The sequence below is a fragment of the Parasegetibacter sp. NRK P23 genome, from assembly GCF_023721715.1.
Classification (GTDB): domain Bacteria; phylum Bacteroidota; class Bacteroidia; order Chitinophagales; family Chitinophagaceae; genus Parasegetibacter.
This window is the reverse complement of sequence record NZ_JAMDLG010000001.1, coordinates 2171463-2189391: the sequence shown is the minus strand read 5'-3', so window position 1 is coordinate 2189391 and position 17929 is coordinate 2171463. Positions and strand designations below refer to the sequence as shown.

The 17929-nt window shown below is 48.3% G+C and carries 15 protein-coding genes; 8 read left to right on the top strand and 7 right to left on the bottom strand.

What is annotated here, in order from left to right:
- Nucleotides 1-45 precede the first annotated feature (45 nt).
- Nucleotides 46-1632 carry a peptide chain release factor 3 gene (locus M4J38_RS08900; protein WP_251759203.1) on the top strand — a complete coding sequence of 529 codons (1587 nt, stop codon included), beginning with the start codon at nucleotides 46-48 and terminating at the stop codon, nucleotides 1630-1632.
- Between the two features lie 304 nt (nucleotides 1633-1936).
- On the opposite strand, the gene purB is transcribed toward M4J38_RS08900, so the two are convergent.
- Nucleotides 1937-3283: an adenylosuccinate lyase gene (gene purB / locus M4J38_RS08895; RefSeq protein ID WP_251759202.1), complete on the bottom strand. Its 1347-nt coding sequence runs from the start codon at nucleotides 3281-3283 to the stop codon at nucleotides 1937-1939.
- A gap of 101 nt (nucleotides 3284-3384) precedes the next feature.
- On the opposite strand from purB, the gene M4J38_RS08890 reads away from it, so the two are divergent.
- Both M4J38_RS08890 and M4J38_RS08885 read left to right on the top strand, forming a co-directional pair.
- Entirely contained in the window at nucleotides 3385-4131 is a 747-nt protein-coding gene (locus M4J38_RS08890) for a menaquinone biosynthetic enzyme MqnA/MqnD family protein (protein ID WP_251759201.1), read from the top strand.
- 63 nt (nucleotides 4132-4194) lie between these two features.
- The gene (locus M4J38_RS08885) at nucleotides 4195-5124 is read left to right on the top strand and encodes a DNRLRE domain-containing protein (protein WP_251759200.1); all 930 of its coding nucleotides are present in this window, start codon (nucleotides 4195-4197) and stop codon (nucleotides 5122-5124) included.
- 59 nt (nucleotides 5125-5183) lie between these two features.
- Here M4J38_RS08885 and M4J38_RS08880 read toward each other — a convergent pair whose 3' ends face one another.
- From M4J38_RS08880 to M4J38_RS08865, 4 genes are all read right to left on the bottom strand, one after another.
- Nucleotides 5184-6488: a folylpolyglutamate synthase/dihydrofolate synthase family protein gene (locus M4J38_RS08880; RefSeq protein WP_251759199.1), complete on the bottom strand. Its 1305-nt coding sequence runs from the start codon at nucleotides 6486-6488 to the stop codon at nucleotides 5184-5186.
- Nucleotides 6489-6573: 85 nt separating this feature from the next.
- Nucleotides 6574-7449, bottom strand: a complete 876-nt coding sequence (locus M4J38_RS08875; RefSeq protein ID WP_251759198.1) for a hypothetical protein — start codon at nucleotides 7447-7449, stop codon at nucleotides 6574-6576.
- Between the two features lie 49 nt (nucleotides 7450-7498).
- On the bottom strand, nucleotides 7499-9922 hold the full coding sequence (locus M4J38_RS08870; protein ID WP_251759197.1) for a transglycosylase domain-containing protein: 2424 nt from the start codon (nucleotides 9920-9922) through the stop codon (nucleotides 7499-7501).
- A gap of 73 nt (nucleotides 9923-9995) precedes the next feature.
- Entirely contained in the window at nucleotides 9996-13079 is a 3084-nt protein-coding gene (locus M4J38_RS08865) for a tetratricopeptide repeat protein (RefSeq protein ID WP_251759196.1), read from the bottom strand.
- A 94-nt stretch (nucleotides 13080-13173) separates the two neighbouring features.
- On the opposite strand from M4J38_RS08865, the gene M4J38_RS08860 reads away from it, so the two are divergent.
- The 5 genes from M4J38_RS08860 (at nucleotide 13174) to M4J38_RS08840 (ending at nucleotide 16137) form a co-directional block, all read left to right on the top strand.
- The gene (locus M4J38_RS08860; RefSeq protein ID WP_251759195.1) at nucleotides 13174-13569 is read left to right on the top strand and encodes a hypothetical protein; all 396 of its coding nucleotides are present in this window, start codon (nucleotides 13174-13176) and stop codon (nucleotides 13567-13569) included.
- Nucleotides 13570-13599: 30 nt separating this feature from the next.
- Nucleotides 13600-14040 carry a polymer-forming cytoskeletal protein gene (locus M4J38_RS08855; RefSeq protein ID WP_251759194.1) on the top strand — a complete coding sequence of 147 codons (441 nt, stop codon included), beginning with the start codon at nucleotides 13600-13602 and terminating at the stop codon, nucleotides 14038-14040.
- Between the two features lie 66 nt (nucleotides 14041-14106).
- Entirely contained in the window at nucleotides 14107-14514 is a 408-nt protein-coding gene (locus M4J38_RS08850) for a hypothetical protein (protein WP_251759193.1), read from the top strand.
- Complete coding sequence (locus M4J38_RS08845; protein WP_251759192.1) at nucleotides 14507-15124, top strand: SprT-like domain-containing protein; 618 nt, start codon at nucleotides 14507-14509, stop codon at nucleotides 15122-15124. Before M4J38_RS08850 ends, M4J38_RS08845 begins: the two co-directional genes overlap by 8 nt.
- Nucleotides 15125-15393: 269 nt before the next feature.
- Nucleotides 15394-16137 (top strand): DUF6498-containing protein, encoded by a 744-nt coding sequence (locus tag M4J38_RS08840; protein ID WP_251759191.1) that lies wholly within the window; start codon nucleotides 15394-15396, stop codon nucleotides 16135-16137.
- On the opposite strand, the gene cysM is transcribed toward M4J38_RS08840, so the two are convergent.
- The gene (gene cysM, locus M4J38_RS08835) at nucleotides 16134-17027 is read right to left on the bottom strand and encodes a cysteine synthase CysM (RefSeq protein ID WP_374662837.1); all 894 of its coding nucleotides are present in this window, start codon (nucleotides 17025-17027) and stop codon (nucleotides 16134-16136) included. The genes M4J38_RS08840 and cysM overlap by 4 nt on opposite strands.
- A complete protein-coding gene (locus M4J38_RS08830; RefSeq protein WP_251759189.1) occupies nucleotides 17027-17848 on the bottom strand; it encodes a serine O-acetyltransferase in 822 nt (273 codons plus the stop codon). Before M4J38_RS08830 ends, cysM begins: the two co-directional genes overlap by 1 nt.
- Nucleotides 17849-17929: the final 81 nt, after the last annotated feature.

The window sequence follows — 17929 nt, the reverse complement described above, 5'->3', positions numbered from 1 at the left end:
CGTATAAAAGCATACCTTTGCGCCTCCAGATAAACAAGGGCTTTCATGAAATACGAGCAGGAAATAAAGCGCAGAAGATCGTTCGCCATCATATCCCACCCGGATGCGGGTAAAACAACGCTTACGGAGAAATTCCTCCTGTTTGGTGGTGCCATTCAAACCGCGGGTGCTGTTAAAAGCAATAAGATCAAGAAGCATGCGGCAAGCGACTTTATGGAGATCGAGCGCCAGAGAGGTATCTCGGTAGCTACTTCCGTGATGACCTTCGAATACAAAGGATGCCTGGTAAACCTGCTCGATACACCCGGTCACAAAGACTTTGCCGAGGATACCTACAGAACCCTTACTGCCGTGGACAGTGTTATTCTCGTGGTGGACAGCGTGAACGGGGTGGAAGCACAAACCCGCCGGCTGATGGAGGTTTGTCGCATGAGAGATACGCCCGTAATCGTATTCATCAACAAAATGGATCGGGATGGTAAGAACCGCTTCGACCTGCTGGAAGAAATTGAAAAAGAACTGAGCATCAGTCTGCACCCCCTTACCTGGCCCATCAACAGCGGAAAAGACTTTAAAGGCGTTTACAACCTTTACGATAAAAACCTCCTGCTTTTTACCGCCAATACAAAGGCCGCAGAAGAAGATTCACTTCATATTTCTGATCTCGCCGATGAAGTGGTGGATCAGAAACTAGGAGACCGCGACGCGGAAATTCTCCGGGAAGATGTTGAACTGGTGGATGGCGTGCATGGAGAGTTGAATGTGCAAGACTATCTCGCAGGAAAAGTGGCCCCAGTTTTCTTCGGTAGTGCCGTGAACAACTTCGGGGTGAAGGAGATGCTGGATACATTTATCCGCATCGCACCTACGCCACGGAGCAGAGAAACGTCTAAAAGAGTGATAGATGTGAACGAAGATAAGTTCAGTGGCTTTATCTTCAAAATACACGCCAACCTGGATCCTAAGCACCGCGACCGGATCGCGTTTCTCCGGGTTTGCTCCGGCCGGTTCGAGCGCAACAAATTCTACCACCACGTGCGCCTCGATAAAGATGTGCGTTTCAGTAACCCCTATAGTTTTCTTGCCCGCGATAAAGATGTGATTGAAGAAGCTTATCCCGGAGATGTGATTGGCCTGTTCGATACCGGCAACTTCAAAATCGGCGATACGCTTACCGAAGGAGAAGATTTCTATTTCACCGGCATACCCACTTTCTCACCGGAAATATTCAAGGAACTGGTGAATAAGGATCCGATGAAGACCAAACAACTTGAAAAAGGCATCATGCAACTTACGGACGAAGGGGTGGCCCAGTTGTTTACCCAGTTCGGGGGCAACAAGAAAATCATCGGTTGCGTGGGTGACCTCCAGTTTGAAGTGATTCAATACCGTTTGTTGCAGGAATACGGCGCATCCTGCGAATTCAGGACCCTGCCTTATTATAAAGCCTGCTGGATCACTTCCAATGATAAAAACAAACTCAACGAATTTACCCGCTTCAAATCAAATAACGTGGCGGAAGATAAGGACGGGCACCTGGTGTACCTCGCGCAGAGTGAGTGGTTCCTGAACACAGAACGCACCAACAACCCGGATATTGAGTTTCACTTTACGAGTGAAGTACACAAGTAATTTTGGATGCTGAATTTTGAATGATGAATTGGGGTGCTTGAAATTTTAAATCCTTAATAGCTGTTTTGCGATTCAGGCCAGGCCATTGTTTAGGTCAGAAGAAACTTGTTTAGGCCGGAAGAGTTCTATTTTGAATACAGAATTACTTCTTGCTATTGAAAGGGGAGAAACGCGAAAATGTGTTTTTACCCTGCGCTATTCTCCATGTAGCTGTTCGTTTTAAAACATGCCCGTCCCGTTAATGAAATGAATTTTGAATGTTGAATTACAATGCATCCAACATTCAAAATTCATCATCCAAAATTTAAAATTCTCCCACCACACCCAGGTAATTCTGTGGGGTAATCGCTTTCAGCTCCTTCTTCACTTCGCCAGAAACCTTCAGCGTTGTAATAAAACTGTGGATCGCTTTTTTATCGATATGCGCTTTGCCGCGCGTAAGTTCTTTCAGTGCCTCGTATGGTTTGGGATAGTTCTCCCTTCTGAGGATGGTTTGGATAGCTTCCGCCACTACTGCCCAGTTGTCTTCCAGGTCGGAATGGAGTTTTTTCTCGTTCAGCAAAAGTTTACCCAATCCCTTTTCAATCGCTTTGATGGCGATGATGATATGAGAGAACGGAACGCCGAGGTTGCGGAGCACGGTGGAGTCGGTAAGGTCGCGTTGCAGACGGGAAACCGGCAGTTTTGCGGCGAGGTGTTCCAGCAAGGCGTTGGCGATACCGAGGTTGCCTTCCGCATTCTCAAAGTCGATGGGATTTACTTTGTGTGGCATGGCCGAAGAACCCACTTCTCCTTTCTTGGTTTGTTGTTTGAAGTAATCCATGGAGATGTACGTCCAGATATCACGGCACAGGTCGATCAATATATTGTTTATGCGTTTCATGGCATCAAAATGAGCGGCCATATTATCGTAATGTTCGATCTGGGTGGTGAATTGCATCCTGTGCAGTCCCAGTATATTATTCACGAATTCGTTGCCGAAGTCGATCCAGTTTCTTTTAGGGAAAGCTACATGGTGCGCGTTAAAATTACCGGTGGCACCACCGAATTTAGCGGCGAAAGGAATGTGCGTGAACAGTTCAACCTGTCCTTCCAGCCTTTCCACGAAAACCATAAATTCTTTTCCCAGACGGGTGGGGGATGCAGGCTGGCCGTGTGTGCGGGCGAGCATGGGCACATGCTTCCAGTCGTTGGCGAAATCGTGCAGTTTGTGCTGAAGGTTCAGCAGGGCGGGGAGGTATTCGTGTTCCACCGCGTTCTTCCAGGAAAGCGGGATGGAGGTATTGTTGATGTCCTGTGAGGTAAGTCCGAAATGGATCCATTCTTTCACTTCGCCTGCTTCCACTTCATCGAGCCGGGCTTTCAGGAAGTATTCCACGGCTTTCACGTCGTGGTTGGTGATTTTTTCAATGTCTTTGATCTGTTGTGCGGCGGCGAAATCGAATTCTTCGGCTACTTTCCGCAGGTGTGCCTTAACTTTGGCGGGCAGTTTCACGATCTTTTTTTCGCCGAGGAAGAGGAGGTATTCAATTTCCACCAGCACCCGGTATTTCATGAGGGCGTATTCGGAGAAATATTCATCAAGGTGCTGCACCTGACCACGATAGCGGCCATCAATGGGGGAGATGGCGGAAAGAGCATTCAATTCCATGTATTGTTACCTTTTATTTTGTTGCGTGATCCCTGCGGAAACGTGCCCATCCTTTGCAGGGAAGACCATTTAACGTAGGTTTGCGGGCAAAATTAAGTGAATTGGAACGAAAGATAAGGGTTGGGGCGGTCAGTTATTTGAATACGAAGCCTTTGTTGTATGGTATTGAACGCGCGGAATGCCGGAAAGATATGGATCTGGTGCTGGATTATCCCGCAAAGGTGGCGCAAATGCTGCTGAATGATGAGATTGATATGGGGCTGGTACCCGTGGCCGTGATTCCGCGTCTCCGGGAATGGCATATCAATACCGATTTCTGCATCGGCGCCGATGGCGATGTGGCTTCCGTTTGTCTTTTCAGTGAAACGGAATTGCACAAAACAGAAAAAGTGTTGCTCGATTACCAGAGCCGCACTTCAGCGGCGCTTACCCGCGTGCTGCTGAAAAACTACTGGCGCATGGATCCGGTAATCGAAGATGGCGGCGGCGAAGATTACCGCAGCCGCATCAAAGGAACCACCGCGGGCCTGGTGATTGGCGACCGCGCCCTGGAACAACGAAAGATATCTACCTATATCTATGACCTTGCAGATGCCTGGAAGGACCATACCGGACTATCCTTCACCTTCGCGGCCTGGATCAGTAATAAACCCATCGATCCGGATTTTATCAGTGCTTTCAATACCGCTAACGCAGTGGGGTTTCAACACCTCGACGAAATCGTGGCCGCGCATCCTTATGATGTTTTCGACCTTAAAAAATATTACAAACAGCACATCAGCTACCAGTTGGATGAAAGAAAACGTGCGGGGCTGGAGGAGTTTTTGTTTCAGTTGAAGCGCTTGTAGGTATATAATACGGAGATTTTTTATCTATCTTTACCCCATCATTTAACCTAAACCTTAAATCAATTGAAACTGATTCAATCCTTAGCCTTATCCGCTACCTGCATCTTCGCACTTGTTAGTTGTACAAAAGACGTTGAGAACTCCATGCCTATTGCCAATGCGGGTATGTCGCGTTCTATTAAACTTCCCCAGGATACTGTGAAACTCAGAGGAACTGCCACTGATGCTGATGGCTCGCTGATTGGTTATATCTGGAAGATGGTTTCTGGTCCTAACCGTCCTTTCTTGGACAATAGCGGTTCAGATTCAGCCCTTGTTATGGGACTTACAAAAGGTACTTACCAGTTTGAGTTTACGGCTATTGATGACAAAGGAGGCCGAGGTTTTGATACGGTACAAATAGAAGTATTGCCTTCAGACATTATCCAGCTTTCCCAACAGCCTTCCTTTAATGAGTATGAAGGATATCTTGCAGGTAACGACAACGGATATGAAGCCTCCTGGCAAACGCACGAGCTCGGAGTAATATATTGGACCGACCAGGGTGTTCCTTATGGGATGCGGCCGGTTGTGAAATTTGATTTGAGCAGTATTCCTGCCAATGCCACCATCGTAAGCGCAAAGTTATCATTGTATAGCCATCCCAATCCTTCAAATGGTAATCACGTCAGCCCCAATTCCGGATCGGACATCTCAATGCTTATTCAGCGGGTTACCAGTCCGTGGACGGTGTCTTCCCTGAAATGGAATAACAAACCTTCAACAACTTCAACCGGACAGGTAATTGTTCCGCATACCGCGTTGCCATCTTTGGACCTTTTAAATGTCGATGTAAAAAGTATGGTTGCTGCAATGGTAGAAAGCAATAATTACGGATTTGCTATGAAATTGCAGAATGAGGCACTCTACAATTCACGTATTTTCTGCTCCAGCCGACATTCAGATGCATCAAAACATCCAAAATTGGTAGTGGAATACAGGGTGGATAAGTAAATTCTATTCTATAAGTAATTCTAAACTCCCGGTTAGCTTAGCTTCCGGGAGTTCTTGTTTCAGTTGGCGCGCTTGTAAAGCTCCCTATCCACTTCCCCTACCACAAACACACTGCCGCAAACCAATACCATATCATCTGCGGTAGCAGCGGCTAACGCAGTTTGCACGGCCTCATCCACCACAGGGAAAATACTGCCTTGTAATCCGTATTTTGCTGCTTTTTCTTTCAGTTCTTCCGCAGGCAATGCCCTTGGAATGGAAGCATTGGTAAAGTAGTAGGCAGCATTTTGAGGGAGCAGACTGAGTACTTTCTCCACATCCTTATCTTTCACCATCCCAATTACAATATGTAACTTTTCGTACTGCTGGTGTTCCAGTTGTTCCAGAATCTGACGCATACCATCTTCGTTATGGCCCACATCTAATACAAACAAAGGGGTTTCCCGTAATACTTCCCATCTGCCCATCAGCCCGGTGTTTTCTTTTACATGCAGCAGTCCCTTGCGCAGGTGTTCATTATTCAAAGCGGTGAATTGTTTCTGAAGTATGGAAGCTGCGGCCAGCACGGTCGCCATATTTTTAGCCTGATATCTTCCGGGCAGATCGGTTGAAAAAAAACTTGTCCCGTCCTCCGTAGCGTATTCAACGTTCAATTCAACAGGAGAGGATTGGATTGTTTGAGGACGAAATAGCTGGTCGGCGAATATGATGGGCGTGTTTTTTTCTCGTGCTTTTTCGGTAAAAACAGCCACAGTCTCCGGGTGGGATTCCCCGATCACCACCGGTATTTTCTCTTTGATGATACCGGCTTTTTCATGCGCGATCTGGGGGAGCGTGTCGCCCAGCAACTGCATGTGGTCATAACCGATATTCGTGATGATACTCAGTTCAGGGGTGATTACATTGGTGCTGTCCAGTCTGCCGCCGAGCCCGGTTTCTATAACGGCGACGTCTACCCGTTGTTCAGCGAAATACCGGAATGCCAGGGCTACGGTTACTTCAAAGAACGAGGGTTCTATTGCTTCAAAATATGTTTTATAGTCTTCGGTGAAACGGATCACTTCTGCTTCCGGTATCATCGCTCCGTTGATGCGGATGCGTTCCCGGAAGTCCTGCAAATGGGGACTGGTATACAGCCCGGTTTTATACCCTGCTTCCTGCAGAACGGAGGCGAGCATGTGGCTCACGGAACCTTTCCCGTTGGTGCCGGCAATATGGATGGATTTGAACAACTGCTGCGGATTGCCTGCCTTTTTGCAAAGCAGGAGGGTATTGGTGAGGTCTTTTTTGATGGCGGCCGCGCCAATGCGTGTGAACATGGGCAGGCGGGCGTAGAGGTAGTCGAGCGTTTCGGCGTAAGTCACCTGATGAACATTGTAATAAAAAAAGCGGATAACAACTCGAAGGTATGAACTGTTATCCGCATGGAATAAGTTTAAGAAAGGAAAGCTATCCGCGCACTTTAAAGTTAAAAATGATGGTACCGACCTGTTCAGCTGGTGAATCCGGAGACGCGTTCATTTTAATTTTTTTCGCTTTTTCTATTGCAATCGCTTTAAGATTAGGATTGGATGTAGTAGACCCTCTTTGTTGAAAAGTGGCCGCGACAACGCGTCCGTTCTGATCTACACGGATATCGACCGCTACTTTGGCGTTTTCATTGAAATCATCTTCAAAAGAAGGATAGGTGGTAATCCTGCGTCCTGAAAGTCCACGACTGATCGCTACGCCAGACTTGCCGGTTCCGCCATTACCGGTATAACTATCACTGTCCGGGTTTCCATTGATCTTTCCCTGGTCACCTTTTCCTCCGGCGATGCCCTGGTTGGTGGATTTGTTGTAAGTATCCGCATTGTTGCCGCCCGGGCCGGAAGCTGTTCCTCCTTTGTAAACCGCTTTAGGCTGAGGCTTGGGAGCGGGGGGCGTAACTGTCTCAGCTTTTTTAACCGTTTTATTGACCGGTTTGTCCGTAATCTTCGTTGAGGTGGAAGCACGGGTAGGTTTGGCAATTTCCGGTGCAGCCTCGTCACTTTCATCGGTATCCACATCTTTCATCTGTTCCGTAGTGGAAGAAGATGTTTTGGGCGGATCATAAGAAGTTTCGTTGGACGCCGATGGCGGACCAGGAATTAAAGGTGGTTCTTCCCCAAGACCTTCATCGCTGTTGCCAAGGTTCACTTCAATTCCATCTTCTATTAACACAGGCGGCTGTGCCGGGGTACTCCAGCGCACCAAAAAAAGGATCACCGCCAGTAAGACGTAACTTACGATAGCGTAGATCAGCGCTTTTTGCCTGCTTTTATTTTCCTGTTGTACTGCGATCATGGTATAACTGTTTTCGTTCGAGAGATGCACACTATTCATTTTTTACACACTAATTATCCTTTTTCCCGAATATCTTTTTCAATATCCCGCCCTTTTTTTTTTCGTCGGGCTTGGTCGCTTCTTTTTTATCCTGGGTTTTGGGCGTATCCTTTTTTTCTCCTTTCCGGGCCTCATCCAGCACCTTTTTTTCATCATCTGAAAGCGGCTGCGATTCTACCGGGATATTATTTCCAGGCGTAGGCGTGAACATGTAGTCGTTGGCATCGTAAGTGGGGTCCTGTCCTTCAGCTCCCGGCGGTACTTCCGGCGCTACGTGGAGGTAATCGTACATCACTTCGTTGCGCAGGCTTTCAGGCACAGCGAACTTGGCGGAAGCATCTATGCCTAAAGTTTTGTCTTTGTATACTTCGTTGAAGAAATAAGCCCAGATGGGAAGGCCCATCAATGCGCCCTGTCCGTAATAATTACTGGATATCCTGATGAACGGATCATCGCAACCCACCCATGCACCCGCAAGCAGTTGGGGGGTAAAGCCCATGAACCACCCATCAGTATTGTCGTTGGTGGTACCTGTTTTTCCCGCGGCCTCGCCGGTAATGCCGTATGCGCCACGCAACGCACGACCTGTTCCGAAATCCACGGTACCGCGCATCATATTGGTGATGGTATATGCTTCACCTTCGGTGATCATCTGGATGCGTTCCGTAACGAAGGATTCCAGCACGTTACCGTTCTTGTCTTCGATTCTGCTGATATAAACCGGTTTGGTATTGTATCCGTTGTTCGGGAACATGGTGTAGGCGCGCATCATCTCATATAATGAGATATCGGGAACACCGAGGCAGAGCGTGGGTACTTCAGGAAGTTCACTTTCAATTTTACATTCCTTCAGAAACTGCGCGAACCGCTTGATGCCCACCTGTTTTAAAAGATATGCCGTCACATTATTGAGCGACCATGCCAAACCTGTGGCCATACTGGTGGAAGCGCTGCTGTTGCCGCTGGAGTTTTTGGAGCACCAGTTGTTGTAGGCGGGAAAACATTGTGGGGTGTTCTCACAAGCGGTTTCAGGCGTGAAGCCCAGTTCCTTGATGGCCTGCACGTAGAGCAGGGGTTTGATGGTTGAACCCACCTGCCTTTTGGTATTGATGTTAACGTGGTCGTACTTGAATGTTTTAAAATCCACGCCGCCCACCCAGGCTTTCACTTCGCCGGTCATAGGGTCCATCACCATGAAGCCGGTTTGCAGCATTTGCTTGTGGTATTTGATGGAGTCGATCGGTGTCATTACAGTATCGGTATACCGCTTGCTGTTCCAGGCGAATACCCGCATGGGTACTTTTTCCTTAAAACTTTTACGGATATCTTCTTCTGAAATGTCTTCCGCTTTCATGGAGCGCCAGCGGTCGCTGTTCTTCATCGCGGCTTCAAGAATGTTCTCGCGCCCCTTCCAGATGGATCCGTTCTTGATATTGGCCTGGCTGTTGAGTACTTTCTGGAGGGTGGACATGTGCTTGTTCACCGCCATTTCCGCCGCCAGTTGCATCCGCGGGTTGATGGTGGTGTACACTTTTAAGCCATCGCGGTAAATATTATATTCTTCACCGTTCTCTTTTTTGTGTTCTTTGCACCATTTCTTCAGGTCATCGCGCAGCACATCCCTGAAATAAGGCGCTATGCCGGCGTTTTCATCCATTTTCTTATAGTTCAGTTTAATCGGCTTCAGCTTGTACTTCTGCGCTTCTTCTTCAGGAACCACATTATTGCGCACCATCTGGTCAATCACGGTATTCCTGCGGTCCATGGCATTTTTAGGATACCTCCGCGGGTTATAAATGGTGTTCCCTTTCAGCATACCAATGAGTACAGCCGCTTCTTCGAGTTGCAAACGATCGGGTTCCTTCTGAAAGAAAGTTTTCGATGCGTTTCTGATTCCATACACGTTGTCGCCGAAAGCCACCGTGTTCAGGTAAAGCGTGATGATCTCTTCTTTGGTAAAATTCCTTTCCAGCTTCACGGCTATGATCCATTCTTTCAATTTCTGAACGGCGCGCATGAGTGGGTTACGCGCTCTTGATTCTCCAAACAGGTTCAGCGCCAGTTGTTGTGTGATGGTACTGGCACCGCCTTTACTGTTGAAGGTAAGTACCCCGAATACGGCCCTTCCCAATGATTTGGCGTCGATGCCGGAATGCTCGTGGAAACGTTCATCTTCGGTGGCGATGAGCGCGTTGATGGCGAAAGGACTGATGTCTTTATATTTAACGGAAGTTCTGTCTTGTAGATAATATTTCCCCATCATGGTACCATCGGAAGCGTAAATCTCCGTGGCCAGGGAAGCCGAAGGGTTTTCCAGTTCCGAAATAGAGGGCATAGAACCCAACAAACCGAAGTTGGCGCCTATGATCAGGAGAATAAAAGCACCCAGACCTGCAAAGAAGACCTTCCAGAGGATGCGAACGGATTTTTTCATACAGTAATTTACAATTTAATCCCGCCCAAAGCTAACAAAAAATGTACCTATAGTTGGGCACAGCGATATTTAATCACTTGATTTTAACAGCCTCCTGCCAGAATTCAAGATAACCGCCCGTTTCACGTTTTTCCTGCAGGGTGGGGAGGTTCGCTTCGCTGATCACGAGGAAGCTGTATTTGGCCGCGGGTAACCAGGGCACGATCTCCGTACCGGCTTTCGCACGGGCCCCATTGGCGTACTGAATAGCGGAAGCGGCATCGGCGAAGCCGGAGAAACTCAACAGGCGGATGGTATCATTCAACTGGATGTTTCCCGCGTTAATGGGTTGACCGGCATAATATTCCCTGTTGTAACGGATAAAGGCGTTCCTGGCTTCGGAAATGTACACGGGATCCACTTTGTCCAGCACAAGCATTACGTAGTGCGGCTGCGCCGGGTTATAAATGTACCCGTTCTTAGAGAAGAGTGCCACTGGTTTTATGGCCGGAAGATTGGAGGAGATACTGTCTTTTTTTACGGGCAGTTGTGTTTTTACCAGTTGCTGCGCGGAATCCACCCGTACATTCTTCGCGGCATCCACATCCTTGTACTTTTGAATGATACTATCGGGCGTAACGGGTGCCTTGAGGGATGAATTTTTGTTGAGTATATTCTTTTGAGCGATATCCGTTTTAATACCTGGTTGAATACTGGTGTTTATACCTGCCGATTGCACGGTTTTTATCTCTTCTTCCAGCACTGTCTTTTTCGCGAAAATAGAACTGTCAACAGGCGCGGTTTCATCTTCATCCCTGGTTACTTCCAGTTTGGTGAGGTAATCTTCAATTTCTTTCCTCCTGGCCAGGATGGATTTAAGGTGCTCGGCTTTCGGCGCAAGGGGAGACGTGGTAAACGAGGAAGTGATGCGGTTCAACTGCTGGATCGCATTGGCATCATCGCGCTGTTTAATATGGTAAACGGCTTCGATATACAACAGCTGCGGGGTCCAGTACACCTGCCCGTACATACTATCGGCGCTGCGTTTCATATCCAGTGCTTCCTGGAAGGCGCCTTCAATGAATTTGTTGTAGATTTTTTCGTAAGTAGCGGTGGCCGCTTTTTCATGGTTCGCGGCACTGTTTTTTACCTGTGAGGGATCTACGGTTTTTACCGCGGCATTGCTGCCGGGGAACTCTTTTTGAAGTTGTGTTTTAAACCGGGCGGCTTTATCGTTTAATCCCAGTTTCCAATAGCAGTAATACAGGTTGAAGTATATATTTTCTTTGTTGGTCGTATTGGGGAACCTTGCGAGCAATGCTTCATATTGTTCCGCCGCTTTGGCGTAATCTTCGAGTTTGTCCTGGTAGGCGAAACCAATTTCGTAGAGCGCGTTGCGGATGGAATCGTTGGATACCTGCATTTGCTGCTCGGTAAGTGGCACCTTGGCTAAGAGTGATTCATACGTAATTTCTGCCGTAGAGTCCTGCACCTGCTCATTGGATGCAGTCACCTCCTGGATTTGTGTATTGCGGTCAATGGCCGACATTCTTCTCCAGTTGTCGGCATCCGGGCGATCGCCCCATTTTACATTGAATTCACTTCTTCCTTTCGAGCGGAGCCCGGCATTGTAGAAATACCATTCTCCCTTACCGGTTCCGGCAAACAGGTCGGCGGGCGCTTCTTCATTCAGTGCGGCGGAGCCGGTATATTTGCCGCGTTGGGCCTTAGCGGAAGCCTTGGCTATTTTTTTCAGGATATCGTCCCTTTCATTTTCCGGAAGCCGGGCCAGGTATTGCAGGCTATCCTGCCTTTTTACCACGGCAACATTTGCGGCGAGTGTGCCCAGCGCCGATTTTCTCGCCAGGATAAGGTCCGCAGATTCAATAGCGGGTTCATCGAGGTTGATGCTGTCGTAAGCGTTTTTGGCCAGCAGGAATTCGCCCGTATTAAAATAGGCGTTGCCCAGTTCCACCCAAGCCTGGTTGCGCAAAGAAACATTCGCGCTGTTGAAGCGGATGCTGCGTTGCATGGATTGAATGATGCCCGTATGGTTGTTCCGTTCCTTGTCCATAATGCCCGCGGTAAAATATATGATGTCGCGGTAGGTCGTATAGTTATCGCGGCGCGCCATTTTATACAACGTCAGGATATTCTCATTGATATAATTATCTCCTCCTTCTTTGTTCAGGCGGATGGCGTTCAGGCGGGCGTAAATATCCTGGATGGGGTTGAGCGTGCTTTTGATTGATTTATTGTACCAATCGATGGCCTCATTCCGGTGGGCCGCTTTTTCGTGGAGCTGTGCGATCAGGAATTGCCATCTTGAGGTTTCCGTAGTGCCTTCTGCGGAGGGCAGTGCTTGTTCCAGGTAAAAAGCCGCGCTGTCGTATATATTATTGGTGTAGAAATAATAGGCCTGCATCTGCGCGAGTTCGGGTTTCAGCCGCTCAGGAAACTGGGGGTCGAGCCGGAGCGATTGTATGAGGGCCGAAGCTTTTGCCATATTACCCTGTTCAATAGCGGTGCGGATGATCCATATCAGGCCCTCGTTCCTGGAGGGGGCTTCAGAGAACATTTTTTTAGGGAGGTTCCGGTTTTCTTTGGTGGAAACCAGAAACGCGTTTCCACCTTCACTGGAATTGCTGGCGATTATTTTCGCGTAGCCGTCTTTTTCCCTCGGGGCGAACGCCGTATTCAGGAACTGGAAAGTCAATGCCGCGGAATCAAGGTCGTTGCGGAGGAAATAAGCCCTGCCGATCAGCAGGTACATGTTGTCGATCCAGTCGTTGCGGAGGTCGTGCAACACGATGCCCGCCGTCGCCTTGTAAATAACGGAATCCAGTTCAGCCTTGCTGGCTGCGGTATTTGTAAGAGAATAATTGTAAAAGGGGAGCAGTTTGGTGAAATCATCCACGTGCATGGTTTTCGCCTGCTTCAATACATTATCAATCTTCAGGGTTGCGTTGTAGAAATAATTGTAATGGGTGATGGTGTTTTGAACGAACCTCCGGCTGCCGGTGAACTTTTTCGTGTAGGTTTTTTCATAACCCAACGCCCTGTTCTCGTACTTTTTAGGTTTCTCTAACCTGAGTTCATAACCTTCCTGCCCGAAACAAAGCACTGTCGGGGAAAAAAAAGTGGAAAATAATATAAGATTTCTGATGACCGCCCGCATGAAGCAATTCTACACCTTAATAACTGAAATTCAATAATATTATTGTAATTTGATTGGCAAAAATCGTTTACTTTCGATCCGCAAACCTCTCTTTATGGCCAAATCTGATGCCAATTCCACACTCAAACGCCTTCAAAACCGTTATCGTCTGGTGGTGATGAACGATGATACCTATGAAGAGGTGGTCACTTTCAAACTTTCAAGGCTCAGTGTGTATGTATTTTTAAGCACGATATTTGTTGTGCTGGTGGGGCTCACGGTGGCGCTGATCGTTTTTACCCCCCTCAGGTATTATATTCCGGGGTATGGCAGTTTGAATGAAAGAAAGGCCCTGATGAACCTGAAAATAAGAACAGATTCCCTGGAAAGGGAAATGAAGTACAAGGATGTTTACCTGGAAGGGATCAAAAAAGCACTTACTGGAGATGGAAATGTGGTACTGGACACAACATTGCTGGCCATACCACACGTGGAAACGACCAATGAATAAACCATTTTTGATAATCCTAAAATCCGGACCATGTTCAACTCAAAATCCAAATCCGATTCCACGCCGCTTTCCACCAACGGCGGAACCAGCCTTATTGGCGCAGGCACCATTTTCACGGGCAATGTTGTAGCCCCCGGCGATATGCGCATCGACGGTACCATCAAAGGGAATATTTCCAGCAAAGCAAAGATCGTAATCGGCCCGGACGGGCTGGTAGAAGGCGATATCGAAGGCGACCAGGCTGATATTATGGGGCGTGTTTCCGGCTCCGTAAGGGTGAACGACCTGCTGTACCTTCGTGGAGGCTCCGTTGTGGACGGCAACATCAGCGCGAAACAGCTCCAGGTGGAACCCGAGGCCAAATTCAACGGGCAATGCCAGATGATTGTTCCTGCACCCGCAATGGCCGCCGCCCAGTCAAAAGAAAAAAACGACAAAAGGATACCTGCCCTCGCCATAGGGCAGGGATAAGTTCCTCTTTGTTTTTCCCTAATTTTGCAGCCACGCGGTAAAACCCCGCGTGGCTAAATTTTTTATATGGACAAACAGGTGGCAAGGAAATCCTTTTTAGCGATCGTAGTTGTTTTCGCAGCGCTGAATGGCTTCCTGATTTTTGGAAAAGCGTTGCTGGCCAAATGGGAAGCAGACAGGGATGTATTAATTATTGGCCACACCCTGATCTTTCTTCTTACCACACTTACCTATTCCCTGCACGTGCGGGCGCTCAATAAAAAAACATCAATGGGCTTTGTAAACGCAGTGTATGGCGGCATGCTCATCAAAATGTTCGGATGCCTTATCGCTGCTTTTGTTTACATCATCATAGCCAAATCAGGCGTAAACAAACCCGCGCTGTTTGGCTGCATGTTCTTCTATCTTCTTTATACCTTCCTGGAAACCAGGATCGTAACCAAACTCAATAGTCTGCAGAAAAAGAATGGCTAAACAGGAAGCCCCGCTGGAAGCGCTCCGTTCCTACCTGCCGCATGGTTCCTTTGAACAGGTGCAGCATTACCTTTTACATTATAAGGTGCACCTTACTATTACGCGGGCCCGGAAATCGGTTTTGGGCGATTACAGGAACGCGGTCAATGAAAAGAACCACCGCATTTCGGTAAACGGCAATCTTAACCGTTATGCTTTCCTGGTAACCTTATTACATGAGTTGGCGCATCTGCTCACTTTCGACCGGTACGGGCACCGCGTGGCCCCGCATGGCAAGGAATGGAAAACCCTGTTCAGTCATATCCTCGCGGAGTTCATCCGGCTGAATGTGTTTCCGGCAGACATCACGAAGGCGCTGCTGGACTCGTTGGGAAATCCTGCCGCCAGCAGTTGCGCCGATGAACAACTGCTTCGTGTATTGCGTCGTTATGATCCCGTAAAGGATGGACACGTGCTGGTAGACGAACTGCCAATAGGCGCACTATTCACCATTGAAAAGGGACGAATTTTTAAAAGGGGAGAAAAGATCCGGAAAAGAATCCGTTGTGAAGAAATGGCGACCGGGAAAATCTATCTTTTCAGCCCGGTGTACGAAGTGATGAAAGCATAAAAGAAAAAGCCCTTCCTAAAAGGAAGAGCTTAATCATTAACCCTACAACCCTTAACTCTTTAATCAGATAATCAATATATTATGGTTCGTTGTTTCAAGTTAATTCCAGTCTGAATTATATCCTTTCGCTTTGATCATTTGATTACCGTACAAAGATAATGTTCAAACATTGAAAAAACATTTAAAGCCATGTTAAGATTATCTTGAAGTGGTGTTAAATACCTTCAGGTGGGTATTGTTCCCGCTTCATCAAACCCCTAATTTTCAGCATGAAATTTCCCTGGTTTCTTCCCAATGCCCGGAACCAAACCCTCTGGTTTTCAGCCGTAGTGATGGTTGCGGGGCTGCTGCTCGGCTGGTGGCGGCCCAATACTATCCTGTTCGCTTACCTGGTGGAAACACTGGTAATCGGATTGGTTCATGCCCTGAAAATGCTCACCGTTTCTATACTGGGCCGGAAGCAAAAAGTACTTCGTCTGGAAAAGCCCCACGACCACAACAACCATGTTTTCATGGTGCCGTTCTTCCTGGTGCATTACAATTTTTTCATTTTTGTTCAGTCGGTATTCATCTTCCTCTTGCTGGGCGTGGATGACAAGGGTGTGAAGGACAGTTTCAGTGTGGTGGAGAATTTCGCCTACATGCTTGGTCAGCCCGGAGCGGGCTGGGCGGTTGCTTCCATTGCTTTTTTCAATGTAATGCAGTCGGTAACCGATTTTTTTCTTCCCCGGAAATACCATGAAACTGTATTGTCCGACATGTTCATGCAGCCTTACGTCAGGATATTCGTGCAACAGATCGTGGCCATTACCGGCGGCTTTTTTATCATTTTCCTGCATGCGGGACTTATGGCGGCGATACTGCTGGTGGTGATACGCCTGGTGGTTGACCTGTTCGCTACGGCTTTCAGGTACAGTCCGGAGGCCAGAAAAATATTGGCCCGGAAACTCGCCAAGGGAGAAACCGGGCCTGAAAAAGTGGAGAAACAGCTGGAGCTGTTGTTTATGAATTAACCGAAAAGGTCGGAGGAAAGATAGCGGTCGCCGCGGTCGCAGATGATGCACACGATTACCCCGGATTCGATTTCTTCCGCTATCTGCAGGGCGGCGTGAACGGCCCCGCCACTGCTCATCCCGGAGAAGATGGCTTCTTCCTTAGCGAGGCGGTTGGCCATGATGCGGGCATCTTTCTCGGCGATATCCACTACACGGTCAACCCTGGAGCGGTCGAATATTTTAGGAAGATACGCTTCCGGCCATTTGCGGATGCCGGGGATTTTGGAACCGTCTGTGGGCTGGCATCCTACGATCTGAACGGCGGGGTTCTGTGATTTGAGGAAGCGGGAAACGCCCATAATGGTGCCGGTGGTACCCATGGCCGAAACGAAATGCGTCACTTCGCCCTGGGTGTCGCGCCATATTTCAGGGCCGGTGGTATTGAAGTGCATGTTCGCGTTGTCTTCGTTCGCGAACTGGTTCAGCATAAAATAACCCCCTTTTTTAACCTGCGCATGTGCGTAGTCGATAGCGCCTTCCATAGATTTTTCTTTGGGCGTAAGAATAACTTTGGCGCCGAAAGCTTCCATGGTGAGTACGCGTTCGCGGGTAGCGTCTTCCGGCATCACGAGTTCGATGGCGATGCCATACAGGTTCGCGATCATGGCGAGTGCTATACCGGTGTTGCCGCTGGTGGCTTCAATTAATTTAATACCTGGTTTAATATCTCCCCTTTCCAAAGCGGCGCTGATCATGCCATACGCAGCCCGGTCTTTCACGGAACCGCCGGGGTTATGGCCTTCCAGTTTCGCGTAAATGGTGACGCCGGGCTTGTTAAAAACGTTTCTAAGTTTAACCATGGGGGTGTTCCCCACGAGTTCCAATACAGAAGATGCGGTCATGCTTATTATAAAATTTGTTCTGAAATCGAGATGTGTTCGTCGGCCTTATAGTAAATACGTGCGTTTGGTGCAACAGATCGGATGAGCCATACATTCCCGCCAATGATGCTGTGGTGGCCCACAACGGTTTCTCCGCCGAGAATGGTGGCCCCGGCATAGATTACGACATGGTCCTCAATGGTGGGATGCCTTTTCTGGAGTGCCATCGTTTTTTCAACGCTCAATGCACCAAGGGTAACGCCCTGGTATATTTTAACGTGTTCCCCGATAACGGTGGTTTCGCCAATCACGATACCAGTACCGTGGTCGATGCAGCAATAGGCGCCGATCTTTGCGCCGGGATGGATATCGATACCGGTGCGGTTGTGCGCGAATTCCGTCATAAGGCGGGGGAGAAGCGGTACGCCCAGTGTGTAAAGGATATGCGCCATCCGATAGAAAGCGAGGGCGTAAAAGCCAGGATAGGCGCGGATTACCTCGTACCTGCTGGTGGCGGCGGGGTCTCCTTCGAGTATGGCGGTGGCATCTTTATTCAGCATATCGTCCAATGCGGGGATGGACTGGAAAAAGAGATCGGCTGTTGTTGTGGCCGGTTGTTCCAGTTGCGCTTCCATAGGACTCAACAGTTGCTCCAACTGTTCGCGCAACGCTTCATATTTTTCTGCCAGCGCTATTTCAGTAGGTAAACAATGCCCGGTCTGCTCCGGGAAAAGCCAGTTCAGCAAAGCACTCGAAAAGGTGCAAACATCACTTGTAGCGGGGAATGCGGTAGCTGCGGCGGCCACGTGGCGCCTGAATATCCTTTCTCTGAATGAATCGCCTGGCATAAAACGTAGTTGTACCAGCAAATGTAGTCTACTATGGCTATAGGATAGTGAATTTCGTAAAATTTTAGTCTTTTCACTACC

Coding starts and splice junctions, on each gene's coding strand:
- M4J38_RS08900 (WP_251759203.1), top strand. CDS start 46: ATGAAATACGAGCAGGAAATAAAGCGCAGAAGATCGTTCGCCATCATA.
- purB (WP_251759202.1), bottom strand. CDS start 3,283: ATGGAATTGAATGCTCTTTCCGCCATCTCCCCCATTGATGGCCGCTAT.
- M4J38_RS08875 (WP_251759198.1), bottom strand. CDS start 7,449: ATGATCGCAGTACAACAGGAAAATAAAAGCAGGCAAAAAGCGCTGATC.
- M4J38_RS08870 (WP_251759197.1), bottom strand. CDS start 9,922: ATGAAAAAATCCGTTCGCATCCTCTGGAAGGTCTTCTTTGCAGGTCTG.
- M4J38_RS08865 (WP_251759196.1), bottom strand. CDS start 13,079: ATGCGGGCGGTCATCAGAAATCTTATATTATTTTCCACTTTTTTTTCC.
- M4J38_RS08860 (WP_251759195.1), top strand. CDS start 13,174: ATGGCCAAATCTGATGCCAATTCCACACTCAAACGCCTTCAAAACCGT.
- M4J38_RS08855 (WP_251759194.1), top strand. CDS start 13,600: ATGTTCAACTCAAAATCCAAATCCGATTCCACGCCGCTTTCCACCAAC.
- M4J38_RS08850 (WP_251759193.1), top strand. CDS start 14,107: ATGGACAAACAGGTGGCAAGGAAATCCTTTTTAGCGATCGTAGTTGTT.
- M4J38_RS08845 (WP_251759192.1), top strand. CDS start 14,507: ATGGCTAAACAGGAAGCCCCGCTGGAAGCGCTCCGTTCCTACCTGCCG.
- M4J38_RS08840 (WP_251759191.1), top strand. CDS start 15,394: ATGAAATTTCCCTGGTTTCTTCCCAATGCCCGGAACCAAACCCTCTGG.
- M4J38_RS08830 (WP_251759189.1), bottom strand. CDS start 17,848: ATGCCAGGCGATTCATTCAGAGAAAGGATATTCAGGCGCCACGTGGCC.